Below are 15,876 nucleotides of genomic sequence, written 5' to 3' on the forward strand. Positions count from 1 at the left end.
TCTGAAATCCGTTATCACTTTATATGGACTTTATTTTAGCATGTTCGGAGGTGGAAGGTAAGAAAGAGATGATGAATTGAAGAAAATGAAAAAAAGCCCCTCAAAAGGGACTTTAAAAACGGGTGACCTGTACAGGAAATTCTTTTACCCCAAAAACAAATGTGCTTTGAATAGGTTTTAGCTGATCTGCCGCACAGGTGATGTCTTGAAACGTCTGGAGTAAGACCTCAAGTGCAATGTTACTTTCAAGGCGGGCAAGCGGTGCACCGAGACAAAAATGAATACCAAAGCCAAAGCTCATATGTGGGTTTGATTTCCGGTCAAGACGGAACGTATCTGGATCGTCAAATTTCTGTTCATCGCGATTTGCTGAAGCGACCCAATTAATGAGATAGTCTCCTTTTTTAATTTTTGAGCCTGCAATCTCAACATCCTCGGCCGCGATTCGCCCAATGGCTTGAACAGGCGGGTAATAGCGTAACGTTTCCTCGGTCAATTGAGGAATAAGAGAAGGATCTTGCCGTACTGCTTCGGCGATATGCGGCTGCTCTGTTAGCAGTCTTACTGCATTTGTAATCAAATTGGTCGTTGTCTCATTACCAGCAACAAGTAATAGAATACAAAAACCAAGTAGTTCATTCTCGGTTAAATGCTCACCATCAATTTCTGCTTGAATAAGAAGTGAGATCAGGTCATCAGCAGGGGATTCTTTTCGTTTTTGGATCAAGTGAGCAAAATAAGTGGACAGCTCTTCCTCTGCGCGTTTTTGCATATCGACTACTGCTTGAATGGCTTCTTTTGATTCATCCTTAGCACCTGCCACTAGGGCATCAGAATGTTTCTTAATAAACGCTCTATCCTTTACCTCTGCGCCGAGAAGCTCAGCAATAATCATGACAGGCAGGGGAGCTGCTAGATCTTCCGCGATATCAAACGTACGCTGATCCTTGACTTGTTGCAGCAGGTCATGTGTCAGGTCTTTAATGTTATCTTCTAATTGTTTAATCGCTTTTGGCGTGAATGCTTTATTGACGAGTGCTCTCATTTTTGTATGCTTTGGTGGGTCCATCGTTAAAATACTGGTTTTTGTCGTGCTTCTTCCTCGCTGTGATGAGAACACTTTTGGCTGCTTCAGTACAGACTGGATATCCGCATATCGAAAGAGATCCCAGCACTTTCTTGTTTCATCATATCTAATATCACTCTGTGCACGTAGCTCATTGTAAATAGGGAACGGGAAAAGAAGGTCATCGGTCGAACGGATTTCTTTCATTGGAATGACATTGATATAGTTTTCTTTCACTTTCATTATGAACGCTCCTTTTTCACTTAGTTTCCCTTTCACGGTATCACCCGTAAAATATCATTTCAACGGACATGTTTTCTAAAATATGTCAATAGTCTAATCGGAAGATTCAAGCACATTCGTCATATAGGAAAATAGAAATCCATTAGAAATGATAGCGCTTTCTATAAAATAGAATTGAAGTCACCGAAACCAAAAATAAAATGGAGAATTCAGTCGAACGAAAGGGTACTATGATGCAAATGCATATAGTTCTTTAGATCTAAATTGTTGTTTTGCAAAAGCGCAGTCAGTATACATACAGCAAGCGGTTGAACGCGTATTCGGGACTTTTGAAAAGCGCTGGCTCTTTCTTGACACGATTTCTCATCATGTTACGATAACTTACGTGCGAAAAACACGAACAAAAAGCGAACAAGGGAGAGGATCAATATCATTGATCAAAAGAAAGTTGCTTTCATTGGAGCAGGTTCTATGGCGGAAGGAATGATTGCAGGGATTGTACGATCAGGACAAATGCCTCTAGGCCAAATTTACGCAACAAACAGACAAAATCAACTTCGATTGAATGAACTAACGACACGTTACGGAATACAAACAGCCACAATGGATTCTTTTCCTTTTGAAGAAATGGATATGTTGATCCTGGCCATGAAGCCAAAGGATGCTGAAACAGCACTTGAATCGTTAAAACCTCATATTCAGAGAGACCAGCTGATCTTGTCTGTCCTTGCAGGCGTGAAGCAATCGTATATTGAAGATATGCTGCATGAAGGGCAGCCCGTGATGAGGGTCATGCCGAATACGTCAAGTACGATCGGGGCTTCAGCGACCGCTTTATGTGCTGGACGTTATGTGAAAGGCGACCATATCAGCATGAGTCAGGCTCTTTTATCTGAAATGGGCGAAGTGTATACCATTCAGGAAGAGCAAATGGATATTTTCACTGGAATTGCCGGAAGCGGACCAGCCTATTTTTATTTCTTAATGGAAAGAATCGAAGAAGCAGGAGAAGAAGCAGGTTTATCTAAGGAATTGTCTCGCCAAATTGGCGCGCAGACACTTCTCGGTGCTGCGAAAATGCTGCAAGAAACAGAGGAAAACCCTTCTACTCTGAGAGAGAAAATTACGTCACCAAATGGAACAACAGCTGCAGGACTGAATGCATTAGATGATTTTGGCGGAGGAGAAGCAATCAAGCAGGCCGTCAAACATGCTACCAATCGATCAAAAGAGATCAGCAAACAGCAAAAACAAAAAGTATCTATATAAATAGAGCTTAGGTACAGGAGTGATAAGGTGTACGCAGATAAAGAGAGAAAACGAATTGTTGTAAAAATCGGAAGCAGCTCTCTTACTAGCTTTCAAGGAGAGATTAGTTTAAAAAAACTAGAAAACCTCGTCAATCAAATTGTGAAACTCAAAGATGAAGGACACGAAGTCATTTTGGTTTCATCTGGTGCGGTTGCAGCTGGCTACCGAAAACTAGGATTTATCGATAGACCCAAAACACTGCCGGAAAAACAGGCATCTGCCTCAATCGGGCAAGGCCTTTTAATGGAATCATATTCTACTTTATTTTTATCACACGGTTATATTGCCTCACAGCTTTTAATCACAAGAAGTGATTTTTCAGATGAAACACGCTATCAAAATGTGCGCAACACGATGAATGTGTTATTAGATCGAGGCATTATTCCGATTATCAATGAAAATGATACAGTGACGATTAACCGCTTGAAGTTCGGAGATAACGATACATTGTCTGCAAAAGTAGCTGGACTCATTGATGCGGATTTCCTTGCCATTTTATCTGATATTGATGGCTTGTATGAAGATAACCCGCATACAAACCCAAATGCGAAGCGAATTCTTGAAGTCACAGACATCACAGAAGACATCGAAGCAGCGGCTGGAGATGCAGGCAGCAGTGTGGGCACAGGCGGAATGAAATCAAAGCTCGATGCGTTTAAAATTTCAATGGCCGCTGGTATCAATGGCTTTTTAGGAAAAGCGGATACGCCTCACATTTTAGACAAAGCCATTAATGGAACAGAGGACGGCACTTATTTTACTGCTGATGAAAATTTAGCACCGCTGAATTACAAGAAGCAGTGGATTGCCTTTCATTCTGGACCAAAAGGTGAGATCGTCATTCGTGAGAAAACACAGGAACTCCTCATGCACCGTGAGAGGAGCCTCGATTCCGATGGCATTGTCAATGTGAAGGGTTCGTTTAAAAAAAGGGATGTCGTCCGTATATTAGATCAAGATGAAAGAGAAATCGGACTGGGCATTGTGAATTATTCGTCAGATGAACTCATCCAAAAGCGTGACTTCTTGCAGGATGAAGTAGTGCATGTCGTCGATCTTGAAGCATTTGTTTGTCATTTAGATCTATCGATACCAGTTTGCTAACCAAAAGGGAGGAATTCCATGACACTGACAGCTGAAGTTGTCACATCGGTCAAAGAAAAAGCAAAAAAAGCAAAGTACGTTTCAAAAAAACTAGGTTTACTTCATACAGAGGATAAAAACGAGGCACTGCTGAAACTAGCAGAAGCGTTAGAACAAAATAGCACGTTCATCTTGCAAGAGAATCAAAAGGATATAGATGCCGGGAAGGAAAAGGGCTTTTCAGAGGCACTCTTGGATCGTTTAATGTTAAATGAAGAAAGAATTCATGAGTTTGCCGAAAGCTTGCGGCTTGTGACGAGATTAACAGATCCTGTTGGAGAAATATTGGATGAATGGACTCTTGAAAATGGCTTGCATGTGAAAAGCCGAAGAGTACCGCTCGGCGTGATCGGGATGATCTATGAAGCGAGACCGAATGTCACTGTCGATGCAGCAGGGCTTGCCCTTAAAGCAGGTAACGCAGTGATTTTAAAAGGCGGTTCCTCCGCTATTTCTTCCAACAAAGCCATTGTGAGTGTGATTCATGAAGCATTGGATCAAACAAAGATCCCGCGTGATGCGGTGCAATTGATAGAACAAACAGACCGTTCATCGGTTCAAGCGATGTTTCATCTAAAAGAATGGATTGATGTCTTAATTCCGCGAGGCGGAGCTTCTTTAATCAAAACAGTGGTTGAACAATCTACCATTCCCGTTCTTGAAACAGGAACAGGAAACTGTCATGTCTTTATTGATCAAACAGCCAATGTGAAAAAAGCCATTGAGATTGTCATCAATGCAAAAACGAATCGTCCAGCTGTATGTAATGCACTTGAGACGCTAATCATCCATCGCGATTGGCTGAAAGAAAATGCGGCATCGCTGAATGAAGCCCTGCTGGAGCACCATGTCACCGTACATGGCGACGAGGCTGCATTGTCTCATTTTTCAAATGCCATTCCTGCTGAGGAAGTGGACTGGACAGATGAATATTTAAGTCTTGATCTTGCCGTAAAGGTAGTCGATTCCATCGAGAATGCGATCGACCATATTGAAAAGTACGGTACAAAACATTCAGAAGCCATCGTGACAGAGGATGAAGAGCAGGCACTCACGTTTTTAAACGAAGTCGATGCGGCGGCGGTTTATCATAACGCATCTACACGCTTTACAGACGGCGGTGCACTTGGATACGGGGCTGAAATTGGTATCTCCACTCAAAAACTGCACGCCAGAGGTCCAATGGGGCTTTCAGCACTCACAACAACGAAGTTACTTCTGTCTGGTGACGGTCAGATTAGAAGCTAGATGAGATTCAAAAAACACTACCTTTTTTCATGGGGTAGTGTTTTTTTGGTGCAGATATTTATTGGCTAGAGCAGGTTTTCTTCATCACTTTCTCAAACTTAAAAAATTCAAATTCTTCAGGTGCAGTATGCTGATTTTCTTGATCAGTTTCATGAGGTGCGTTCGGATCTGGATGTTTCATATGATAAAACTCCACAATTTGAAAGCCGCACTTATTGACATAGAAATGAATGTTGCGTTTTTCAAAATACGGAGTCACAACTTCCCAAACAATCGTTTCTGGATATTGCGCCTCGATGGCTTTCCATGCTGCCTGACCAATGCCTTTTCCGTGTGAGGATGAAGAGATGTATAATAGGTCAACTGAGTTGTGCTGGGTCTCTTGGTTGATTTTAATGACAACGCCGCCTGCCTTTTCGTCATTTAGCATAATATGATAAACAATGTGTTCATTCAATTGAAAAGATTCATCAATCACTTCATCTGGAGGAATCGATCCATCATGCGCATCGCCAAATGCATCGATCACGCCAGCTGTAAAAGCTTTCTGTAGCTCTTTTTTCATTGAAGGGAAGTCCTCTTTTTTTGCCAGTTCTAATGTCACTTCATGTTGAGTGATGTTGTTCATGTTTTTATCCTTTCCAAGCGTAGTAGTGTTCTGCATGTTATCATAAAGGGTGGAGTAACTCCATAGTCAAGAGAGGAGCCTTAATGATGATGAATGATGTGCAAAAAACATTTTTCACTGGAGAATTTGCCAAGCTATTTGATGTAAAGAAAGATACCTTGTTTTATTACGATAAAATTGATTTATTTAAGCCAGCTGGTGTTCATGAAAATGGGTACCGTTACTATACACTTGAGCAATTTGATCATTTTATAGCGATTCAATCCCTTCGAGCTGTGCAATTTCCGATAAAAGAGTTAAAACAATATTTCACTGAGCCGTCCCGCGAAAGGCTCCAAAGCCTAGCAGCAGAACAAATAGACAAGGTCAAACAAGAGATTGAAAAACTTCAAGATATCCAGTCTTTTCTTATGCGGGTCATGGAGACGACGCATGAACTATCATCTGTAAAAATAGGGGAGGTGCTGTTTCAAGAGCTCCCAGAAGAACCAGTTGTATTAAGTGCATCGAACCCGATTGACATGAATACATCCGTAGAAGAAATATCTCGAATTGTTGGACATTTTCTAAAGGAAATTGGCATAAAAGGGGCTGCCGCAAATGGTGCTGTCTTAAAAAAAGAGCAGTTCCTTCAGCGTCACTATCATCAGTCAGATCAGCTGTTTTGCCGAATGGAAGCGCCGGAAGCAGTTAAAAAACCTGCGGGCCTTTATGCGGTGATGTATGATCAAGGATCATATGAAGAGATTGAATCTGCTTATTCGCGCTTGTTAGATGTAATCGAGAAAGAGGACATGATGCTGGATGGAGATGTCTTTGAGGAGTATTTGCTTCATTCACTCTTGTCTAAAAATGAAGCAGAGTATATAACGAAACTCAGTGTAAAAGTGAAAAAGCGTTTAGATTAACCAAAAAAGGATAGACCGCATGGATGCGTGTCTATCCTTTTTTATATTTAACCGACTTGATTCTCCGTAAATTGGCTCATATATAAGTCTGCATAGAAACCATTTTGTTTTAAGAGTTCTCTGTGCGTTCCTTTTTCAATGATGGTGCCATCTTTCATGACTAGAATAAGGTCGGCATCCTTAATCGTCGACAGTCTGTGTGCAATGACGAAGCTCGTTCTGCCTTTCATCAATTCATTCATCGCTTTTTGAATGTGCATCTCTGTCCGTGTATCCACACTGCTCGTCGCTTCATCTAATATTAAGATTTTTGGATCAGATAAAATCGCACGGGCGATGGTTAACAGCTGGCGCTGACCTTGGGATAGATTGCCGGCATCTTCTGTTAAGAGTGTGTCATATCCGTCTGGAAGCGTGCGGATGAAGTCATCAGCATAAGCATGTTTGGCGGCTTTGATGACATCCTCTTTTGAGACGTTCTGCCTGCCATAGGCAATATTGTCATGAATCGTCCCTTCAAAAAGCCACGTATCCTGAAGAACCATTGCAAATAAGTCGCGTACTTGCTGACGGCTGAGATCAGTTGTTTTGACGCCGCCGATACGGATCGAGCCTTGATCTAATTCATAGAAACGCATTAAAAGATTGATGATGGTTGTTTTTCCAGCGCCTGTTGGCCCGACAATCGCAACCGTTTGACCTTCTTTTACATCTAAAGTCAAATCTTTAATAATTGGATGGTCTTTTTCATATCCGAATTGAACTTGTTCAAAGCTCACATCGCCTGAAAGTGATTCAAGATCAATTGCTGCATCTTCCTCGGGACTTTCTTCTTTCTCATCCAGGATTTCAAAAACCCTTTCAGCAGAGGCAATCGCTGATTGAACCAAGTTGGCGACGCTTGATGCTTGCACGAGCGGTTGAGACATTTGCTGCGTGTATTGGATAAACGCCTGCACATCTCCGACACGAATATTCCCGTTAATCACAAGAATACCGCCGGCTACACTGACTGCTACATAGCCAAGGTTCCCGATAAACGTCATCAATGGCATCATTAAACCGGATATGAACTGCGCTTTCCTCGATGATTCATACAGCTGTTCGTTTAATTGATCAAATGTATCAATCGCTTTCTTTTCGTAGCCATACGCACGAACCGTTTGATGCCCTGTGAACATTTCATTAATATGTCCATTGATCATCCCCAGCTCTTTTTGCTGCGCTTTAAAATGCTTTTGAGAAAATGACGTAATACCGCGAATCGCAAACAGGCTGAGCGGCAGTGTTAAACAAACAAGCAAGGTCAGCAGCGGACTAATCAATAGCATCATGACGACAATCCCAATGACCGTAATGACAGATGTAATCACTTGGGTGAGTGCCTGCTGAAGCGAAGTATTAATATTATCGATATCATTCATTACACGGCTCAGCGTGTCCCCGTGGGTTGTTTTATCAAAATACCGAAGGGGGAGACGTGTGAGCTTGTCATTTGCTTCTTGCCGTAATTCAGCAATGGTCTGTTGGGAGACACCCGCCATGACATATTGCTGTACGAATGAAAAGAGAGCAGCAACGACGTATAGCACGACAAGCAGCAATAAGATTCGTGAAATGACATCGAATTGTACAGCTGTTCCTTGTGTAAAGCTGTCAAACAGGGAAGAGGTGGCATCCCCTAGCAGCTTTGGACTAATGACGTTAAAGACGGTTGAACCGACTGCTGCAATGAAGACAATGATCAATTGAATCTTTCTTGGTTTTAAATAGCCAATCAAACGAAGCAGTGTTTTCTTAAATTCCTTTGGTTTTGCGACAGGTCCTCTAGGGTGGCCGCCTTTATGGCCCATGCCGGAAGACATTTTTTTACTCATCCTCGCTCCACCTCCTGACCTTCCTGTGATGCAACAATCTCTTGATAGACAAGGTTGTCCTTCAGTAATTGTTCATGTGTTCCGATACCTGCGATTTTCCCATCATCTAGTACGATGATTTTATCACTATGCTTCACTGTGCTGATTCTTTGCGTCACAATGATGAGGGCTGCATGCGCTTTTTCCGCTTCTAATGATGCCCGAAGCTTCGCATCTGTTTTGTAATCAAGTGCTGAGAAACTATCGTCAAACAGATAGAATGACGGCTTTCTCACTAGCGCTCTTGCAATAGAAAGACGCTGCTTTTGACCGCCAGATAGATTCGATCCGCCCTGGTCAATTTCCGCTTTGATTCCGCCATCTTTTTGCAAAACAAATTCTTCTGCCTGCGCCGTGCGCAGCGCCTGCCAGACGTCTTCATCGCTTGCATTTTGCCTGCCGAAGCGCACATTATCGGCAATGGTTCCACTAAATAAAACCGCTTTTTGAGAAACGTAGCCCATCTGGCCTCTTAGTTTCTCCTGAGGCAGCTTTCTAATGTCTACACCATCTAGTGTAATCCGGCCTTCAGTTGCTTCGTAGAAGCGCGTCATTAGCTGAAGAAGAGTGGTTTTCCCTGAACCTGTACTTCCGATAATAGCTGTCGTTTCGCCAGTTTTGGCTTCAAACGAAATGTTTTGAACTGCCGGCTTTTCAGCATTTGAGTAATAAAATGACACATCCTCAAAGCGAATGGATTGTGCGGGCGCGCGCAGGTCAGTAACCGTTCCTTCATTGTCTTGAATTTTCGGTTCCATGTTTAACACTTCATTCATTCGTTTAGCTGATGCTTGTGCTCTTGGGACCATAATAAAACTCATCGACAGCATAATCAGTGCCATTAAAATCATCATCGCATATTGGATAAAGGCAATAAGATTCCCTACTTCCATCTCTCCGGCATCAATTCGGTTTGCACCTAGCCAGACAATACCGATATTTGTGAAGTTCATGATGATGAGCATAAATGGAAACAAGTAAGCCATTAAACGGTTGACTCTCAGACCAGTATCCTTGTAGGATGTGTTGGCTTCTTGAAAACGCTCCTTTTCATCATCTACACGGTTAAAAGCACGAATGACCCGGATGCCTGAAAGAGATTCTCGCATAATTAAATTCAGCCGATCTGTTTTTTTCTGAAGCTGACCGAATAAAGGAATGGCTTTTCTCGACACCAAATAGATAAATCCGCCAAGAAGGGGAAGCGCTGCTAAAAAGATGAGAGACAGGACAGCATCTCGGGATACAGCCAAAATAATTCCGCCCACAAGCATGAGTGGTGCTCTCGTCATCATTTGTAAGATCATGATCGTGACATCTTGGACTTGTTTCACATCATTTGTTGATCTTGTAATAAAGGAAGACGTCCCGATCCTTTGAAATTCTTCTAGTGAAAATTGTTCGACATGCACAAACAGCTGTCTTCTCATATCACGCCCGAAGCCAAGTGCAGTCTTTGATGACAAGTAAGACTTCCAGATCGTGAGTAAGATGGCAAGTAAAGAACAAGCCACCATCCAGCCGCCAACCTTCCATATGTAAGCAATATCTCCTTGGACGATCCCGACATCGACGATATCTGCCGTAAGCGTCGGTAAATATAGCTGGAGCATACTGCTTAAAAAGGTGAGGATCACAATGGACACAACGGATAGCCGATACGGCTTTAAAAACGATAAAATTGATTTCATACGAATACCTTTCTTCCATATAGTGTGTTGTTCTGTAACCCATCATATACAAAGAGGGATTATTTCCACAAATGAAATGTCTTGTTTTAATAAATTATTTATATTGTTCAATTTTAGAAAAGAAATCCTTCACAAACACATAAAAATCATGAGCAGAAGGTGACATTTCTCTTGATTTAGAAGCAATAATTCCAACGGTTCTTCTCACTTGCGGAAAATCGATCGGAATCTTCGCTGTAAAGCGCGGTGTGGTTTCATAAAAGGCACTTTCGGGTAATAAGGTAACGCCCATACCAGCTGATACGAGACCTTTAATGGCGTCTAAATCTTCTCCTTCAGATGAAATGGTTGGCTCATAGCCTGCCTGCTTACAAGCATCAACCGCAATTTGTCTCAGCACATAACCTTCTGGAAATAACACGAAATGATCTTTTCTTAAATCACTTAAATGAATACTCCTTTGTCCGCTAAAGGGGTGACTGACAGGCAGCAAGGCATAAATGCTTTCTGAAAACAAAATATTTCCTTCTATTTGAGGATCGTTTGTCGGTACAGGTCCTAAAAAGGCGAGATCAATATCTCGATTTTTTACAGCTTCAATGAGAAATTTATAGGATCCTTGACGAAGTAAAAAATCGACCTCTGGGTATTCCTGCTTAAAGGCGGAAATAACAGAAGGTAGCACTTGGCTTGCTAGGCTAGTAGGAAAGCCGATATTGACGGTTCCTTTGTGCGGATCTAAATATTCATCAATTTGCTCTTTCGCATAATCAATGGCTTTTAGTGCCGTTCTGACATGATCTAAAAATTGTCTGCCGATCTTCGTTAATTTGATATTTCGTCCTTCTCGTTCGAATAAGGCCACTCCAAGTTCTTCTTCTAAATTCGCAATCTGCCGGCTGATCGCAGATTGGGCAACATGTAAGTTTTCAGCCGCTTCTGACACGTGTTCACGGTCTGCGACTTCTACAAAATAACGCAACTGACGAAGCTCCATTTTTACACTTCACACCCATCTATCTCAAAAAGAGATTGTTTTCATCTAAATTATATATTGTTTATATTAATTTGAAAACTTAAAATAAGTTACAGAGTTTGTGAGATTTTATTACTGTGAAAAAACGGATCTTTTAAACGGGGGAGAGAAACGATGACTTATAATCAACTACCACAACCACAAGGTCTCTACCGTCCTGAATTTGAACATGATGCATGTGGGATCGGACTGTACGCTCATTTAAAAGGGGAAGCGACACACAGCATCGTCAAAAAGGGATTACAAATGCTGTGCCAGCTTGATCACCGCGGCGGGCAAGGCAGTGATCCGTATACAGGTGATGGTGCCGGCTTAATGGTACAACTACCAGACGCTTTCTTTAGAAAAAGCTGCAAAGAATTTGCACTTCCTGAAAAGGGCCGTTACGGGGTAGGAATGGTCTTCTTTTCAAAAGAGGATGACGAGAAAACGCGCCAAGCCATCGAGCAAAAAATCAACGGGTTCATTAAACAAGAAGGTCAAACATTAATTGGCTGGAGAACAGTCCCTGTCGATGCCGGGAAAATTGGTACTGTCGCAGCAAAGAGCTGTCCGGTTGTGAGGCAAGTCTTTATCGGGGCAAACGACAAGATCACAGATCGTTTGTCATTTGAAAGAAAATTATATGTCATTCGTAAGCAGGCTGAGAACTGGGGAACAGCAGAGGAAAAACAATTTTACTTTGTCAGCCTGTCGAGTCAAACCATTGTATACAAGGGGCTTTTAACATCAGATCAAGTCGATGCTTTTTATCTTGATCTTCAGGATGAAACATTTGTTTCTGCATTTTCACTTGTTCATTCAAGATTTAGTACAAATACATTCCCTACATGGGAAAGAGCCCATCCAAACCGTTACTTGATTCACAACGGTGAAATCAACACATTAAGAGGAAACATCAATTGGATGAGAGCAAGAGAACAACAATTCGTATCTGAAGCTTTCGGAGACGATTTAGACAAGATTTTGCCAGTGTTGAATGCAGACGGAAGTGATTCATCCATTCTAGACAATGCCTTTGAATTCTTTGTACTTGCAGGCCGTACACCTGCTCATACAGCCATGATGCTGATTCCAGAGCCTTGGACTGAAAACACGCACATGTCGAAAGAGAAACGGGCATTTTATGAATACCATAGCTCTCTCATGGAGCCGTGGGATGGGCCAACAGCTATTTCCTTTACTGATGGTAAACAAATCGGAGCCATCTTAGACCGAAACGGATTAAGACCGGCAAGATACTATGTCACAAATGATGATCATATCATTTTCTCTTCTGAGGTCGGTGTGATCGACACTAATGAAGAGGATGTGAAGTATAAAGATCGTCTTGAGCCAGGTAAAATGCTCTTAATTGATTTAGAAGAAGGGCGAATTATTTCTGACGAAGAAGTGAAATCGACGATTGCGAATGAACTTCCTTATCAAAAATGGCTTGATGAAGAAATGGTGCACGTCAATCGATCGGAAGAAAATTCAGAAAATTCTAGTATAATGGATGATTTATTGACGCGCCAGCGTGCCTTCCATTATACGTACGAGGACATTCAAAAGTATTTAATTCCTTTACTAGAAGAAGGCAAGGACCCAATCGGTTCAATGGGAAGCGACACTCCGCTTGCTGTGTTATCAGATCGTGCGCAGTCTCTGTTTTCTTACTTCAAGCAGCTGTTTGCACAAGTGACGAACCCGCCGATTGACGCCATTCGTGAGCAGCTTGTGACATCTACGATGACGTGGTTAGGTGCTGAAGGAGATATTTTACATCCGAATGAATATTCATGCCGACGAATTAAACTGTATACACCCGTCTTAACAAGCGGGCAGTTTAACGGTTTGAGAACAATTGTTCATAATGCCTTTAAAAGCAAAACGATTCATACTCTTTTCACCGATGATTTAAAGCGCGGGCTGGATGCGATGTTTGAAGAGGCGGAAAAAGCGATCCGTGAAGGTGTATCTTTATTAATTCTTTCCGATCGTGACATGACAGAACAAAAAGTGCCGATTCCACCACTTCTGGCGCTAAGTGCACTGCATCAGCATCTTGTGCGTCAAGGCTTACGGACAAAGGTGAGTCTGATCGTTGAATCTGGCGAAGTCAGAGAGGTTCATCATTTTGCCGCACTGATTGGCTATGGAGCAGATGCGATCCATCCTTACCTTGTCTATGAAACGTACAAACAGTTGATTGCAGAAGAAGCGATCTCTTTCAGCTTCGATGAAGCAGTCACAAAGTTTGGTAAAAGCGTAACCGAAGGTGTCGTCAAAGTGATGTCTAAAGTGGGAATCTCCACTGTGCAAAGCTACAGAGGAGCGCAAATCTTTGAAGCCGTCGGCATTAGTGAAGACGTCATTCAGGCGTATTTCACGGGAACAGCTTCTCAGCTTGGCGGGATTGACCTTGAGACCATTGCGCATGAAGCGAAACTTCGTCATGAAGCAGGGTATCAGGCAGCGACTGACCAAACACTCGAATCAGGAAGTGACTTCCAGTGGAGAAAAAATGGTGAGCACCATGCCTTTAATCCAAAAACGATTCATACGCTTCAGTGGGCATGCCGCAATGAAGATTACGATCTATTTAAGCAATATACAAAGGCAGCGGACGAAGAAAGAATCGGCTTCCTTCGAAATTTATTTGCTTTCCAGCCAAAACAAAAACCAGTTCGTTTGGAAGACGTTGAATCTGCTGAATCCATCGTGCGCCGATTCAAGACAGGCGCCATGTCATTTGGATCTTTAAGTAAAGAAGCGCACGAAGCACTTGCCATTGCCATGAACCGAATTGGCGGTAAAAGTAACAGCGGAGAAGGCGGAGAAGATCCTGCTCGCTTTACAGTTGATGAGCGCGGCGATGATCGCAGAAGTGCGATTAAACAAATTGCTTCTGGACGCTTTGGCGTAAAGAGTCATTATTTAGTCAATGCAGATGAACTGCAAATTAAAATGACACAAGGGGCAAAGCCGGGAGAAGGCGGACAGCTGCCAGGAAATAAAGTATACCCTTGGGTCGCAGATGTACGCGGATCTACACCAGGCGTCGGATTGATTTCACCACCGCCGCATCATGATATTTATTCCATCGAGGATTTAGCGCAGCTGATCCATGATTTGAAAAACGCGAACCGTGATGCCCGCATCAGTGTCAAGCTTGTGTCTAAAGCAGGTGTTGGTACGATTGCAGCAGGTGTTGCAAAAGGGACGGCGGATGTCATTGTCATCAGTGGATACGACGGCGGTACAGGAGCTTCGCCGAAAACGAGTATTAAACACACAGGACTTCCTTGGGAACTCGGTTTGGCAGAGGCGCATCAAACCCTTGTGTTAAACGGCCTTCGCGAAAGAGTCGTTCTTGAAACGGACGGAAAGTTAATGACTGGCCGCGACGTGGTCATGGCTGCGATATTAGGAGCAGAAGAATACGGCTTTGCGACAGCTCCACTTGTCGTATTGGGCTGTGTGATGATGAGAGCATGTCATTTAGATACTTGCCCAGTCGGCGTTGCTACACAGAATCCAGAGCTTCGCAAAAAATTCATGGGGAACCCTGACCACATTGTGAATTTCATGATGTTTATTGCTGAGGAAGTAAGAGAAATCTTAGCGGAACTTGGCTTTACATCAATGGATGAATTAATTGGACGCACGGATGTTCTAGGAGTTAGCGAACGAGCAAAAGCTCACTGGAAAGCAGGCCAGCTAGACCTTGAAACACTGCTTTATCAGCCAGAAGGAGCTCGTACATTCAGAACACCGCAAAATCATAAAATTGATGAATCACTGGATATGAATGAAATCCTCCCTTATGTACAGGAAGCGCTGAATCATCAAACACCGGTTGATCTATCATTGAATATTCGCAATATCAACCGTGTGGCCGGAACCATTACTGGAAGTGAAGTGTCTAAGCGCTACGGGGAAGAAGGCTTGCCAGAGGATACGATCACACTAAGGTTCACTGGTTCCGCAGGACAAAGCTTCGGTGCTTTTGTGCCAAAGGGCATGTCTCTCTATTTAACAGGTGATTCAAATGACTATATCGGCAAAGGACTCTCTGGAGGCAAAATTGCAGTCAAAACATCTGATCACTTTGTACAAAATGGACATGAAAATGTGATTGTCGGAAACGTCGCATTCTACGGAGCGACAAGCGGAAAAGCCTTTATTAACGGGCGTGCAGGTGAGCGCTTTGCCGTTCGTAATTCAGGCGTGCAGGTGGTTGTTGAAGGAATCGGTGATCATGGATGTGAATATATGACTGGCGGACGTGTCGTCATTTTAGGAGACGTCGGGAAAAACTTTGGCGCAGGCATGTCTGGCGGCGTAGCTTATGTCCATACATCCGATGCGAAACAGTTCAAAAGAATGTGCAACATGGAAATGATCATGTTTGAAAAACTCACAGATCACGATGAAGAGCAAGAAGTGAAACAGCTGATTCAAGAGCACCTTCACTATACAAACAGCGCAAAAGCTTCGGCACTTTTAGAAAACTGGGCGCAAGAAAAGGATCAATTCATCAAGGTCATTCCGAGAAATTACAAAATGATGCTTCAAAGCATTGAAGAACAAAAACAAGCGGGCCTTAGTCATGAGGAAGCGGTCATGTATGCCTTTGAAGCAAACACGAAACCGAAAAATCAAGAAACGGCAAACGGGCAAAAAGCAGCCCTCGCTCATTAA

Annotated in this window: 10 protein-coding genes; 5 read left to right on the plus strand and 5 right to left on the minus strand. The window is 42.7% G+C overall.

The genetic code is table 11. The features are described 5' to 3' along the window. Positions 1 to 112: 112 nt before the first annotated feature. Positions 113 to 1,309, minus strand: coding sequence for a cytochrome P450 (locus MHI11_RS10180; RefSeq protein WP_340960995.1), 1,197 nt, complete (start codon positions 1,307 to 1,309; stop codon positions 113 to 115). Positions 1,310 to 1,780: 471 nt separating this feature from the next. On the opposite strand from MHI11_RS10180, the gene proC reads away from it, so the two are divergent. Genes proC through MHI11_RS10195 form a run of 3 tightly spaced genes read left to right on the plus strand, consistent with a single transcriptional unit; the run spans position 1,781 to position 5,011 of the window. Continuing rightward, the gene (gene proC, locus MHI11_RS10185) at positions 1,781 to 2,578 is read left to right on the plus strand and encodes a pyrroline-5-carboxylate reductase (protein ID WP_445661860.1); all 798 of its coding nucleotides are present in this window, start codon (positions 1,781 to 1,783) and stop codon (positions 2,576 to 2,578) included. Positions 2,579 to 2,605: 27 nt separating this feature from the next. Then, entirely contained in the window at positions 2,606 to 3,724 is a 1,119-nt protein-coding gene (gene proB, locus MHI11_RS10190) for a glutamate 5-kinase (RefSeq protein WP_044141275.1), read from the plus strand. A gap of 18 nt (positions 3,725 to 3,742) precedes the next feature. Beyond that, positions 3,743 to 5,011 carry a glutamate-5-semialdehyde dehydrogenase gene (locus tag MHI11_RS10195; RefSeq protein ID WP_340960996.1) on the plus strand — a complete coding sequence of 423 codons (1,269 nt, stop codon included), beginning with the start codon at positions 3,743 to 3,745 and terminating at the stop codon, positions 5,009 to 5,011. Between the two features lie 58 nt (positions 5,012 to 5,069). Here MHI11_RS10195 and MHI11_RS10200 read toward each other — a convergent pair whose 3' ends face one another. Continuing rightward, complete coding sequence (locus MHI11_RS10200) at positions 5,070 to 5,639, minus strand: GNAT family N-acetyltransferase (RefSeq protein WP_340960997.1); 570 nt, start codon at positions 5,637 to 5,639, stop codon at positions 5,070 to 5,072. Positions 5,640 to 5,725: 86 nt separating this feature from the next. Between MHI11_RS10200 and MHI11_RS10205 the strand changes: the two genes are divergently transcribed. Continuing rightward, the gene (locus MHI11_RS10205; protein ID WP_111912769.1) at positions 5,726 to 6,547 is read left to right on the plus strand and encodes a MerR family transcriptional regulator; all 822 of its coding nucleotides are present in this window, start codon (positions 5,726 to 5,728) and stop codon (positions 6,545 to 6,547) included. 47 nt (positions 6,548 to 6,594) lie between these two features. Here the strand turns inward: MHI11_RS10205 and MHI11_RS10210 are convergent, their stop codons facing one another. From MHI11_RS10210 to MHI11_RS10220, 3 genes are all read right to left on the minus strand, one after another. Continuing rightward, positions 6,595 to 8,424, minus strand: a complete 1,830-nt coding sequence (locus MHI11_RS10210; RefSeq protein ID WP_065098167.1) for an ABC transporter ATP-binding protein — start codon at positions 8,422 to 8,424, stop codon at positions 6,595 to 6,597. Further along, positions 8,421 to 10,154, minus strand: a complete 1,734-nt coding sequence (locus tag MHI11_RS10215; protein WP_340960999.1) for an ABC transporter ATP-binding protein — start codon at positions 10,152 to 10,154, stop codon at positions 8,421 to 8,423. Before MHI11_RS10215 ends, MHI11_RS10210 begins: the two co-directional genes overlap by 4 nt. Before the next feature lie 94 nt (positions 10,155 to 10,248). Further along, positions 10,249 to 11,151: a LysR family transcriptional regulator gene (locus MHI11_RS10220; protein ID WP_044141269.1), complete on the minus strand. Its 903-nt coding sequence runs from the start codon at positions 11,149 to 11,151 to the stop codon at positions 10,249 to 10,251. Between the two features lie 153 nt (positions 11,152 to 11,304). Here MHI11_RS10220 and gltB point away from each other — a divergent pair, with 153 nt between their 5' ends. Next, positions 11,305 to 15,876, plus strand: a complete 4,572-nt coding sequence (gene gltB / locus MHI11_RS10225; protein ID WP_340961001.1) for a glutamate synthase large subunit — start codon at positions 11,305 to 11,307, stop codon at positions 15,874 to 15,876.

This window comes from Bacillus sp. FSL K6-3312, from assembly GCF_038007485.1.
GTDB classification, from domain to species: Bacteria; Bacillota; Bacilli; order Bacillales; family Bacillaceae; genus Bacillus; species Bacillus pumilus.

Excerpts from the sequence above, each read along its gene's own strand:
- MHI11_RS10210 (WP_065098167.1), bottom strand. The coding sequence starts at position 8,424 with ATGAGTAAAAAAATGTCTTCCGGCATGGGCCATAAAGGCGGCCACCCT.
- proC (WP_445661860.1), top strand. The coding sequence starts at position 1,781 with ATGGCGGAAGGAATGATTGCAGGGATTGTACGATCAGGACAAATGCCT.
- MHI11_RS10180 (WP_340960995.1), bottom strand. The coding sequence starts at position 1,309 with ATGAAAGTGAAAGAAAACTATATCAATGTCATTCCAATGAAAGAAATC.
- MHI11_RS10220 (WP_044141269.1), bottom strand. The coding sequence starts at position 11,151 with ATGGAGCTTCGTCAGTTGCGTTATTTTGTAGAAGTCGCAGACCGTGAA.
- gltB (WP_340961001.1), top strand. The coding sequence starts at position 11,305 with ATGACTTATAATCAACTACCACAACCACAAGGTCTCTACCGTCCTGAA.
- MHI11_RS10205 (WP_111912769.1), top strand. The coding sequence starts at position 5,726 with ATGATGAATGATGTGCAAAAAACATTTTTCACTGGAGAATTTGCCAAG.
- MHI11_RS10215 (WP_340960999.1), bottom strand. The coding sequence starts at position 10,154 with ATGAAATCAATTTTATCGTTTTTAAAGCCGTATCGGCTATCCGTTGTG.
- MHI11_RS10195 (WP_340960996.1), top strand. The coding sequence starts at position 3,743 with ATGACACTGACAGCTGAAGTTGTCACATCGGTCAAAGAAAAAGCAAAA.
- MHI11_RS10200 (WP_340960997.1), bottom strand. The coding sequence starts at position 5,639 with ATGAACAACATCACTCAACATGAAGTGACATTAGAACTGGCAAAAAAA.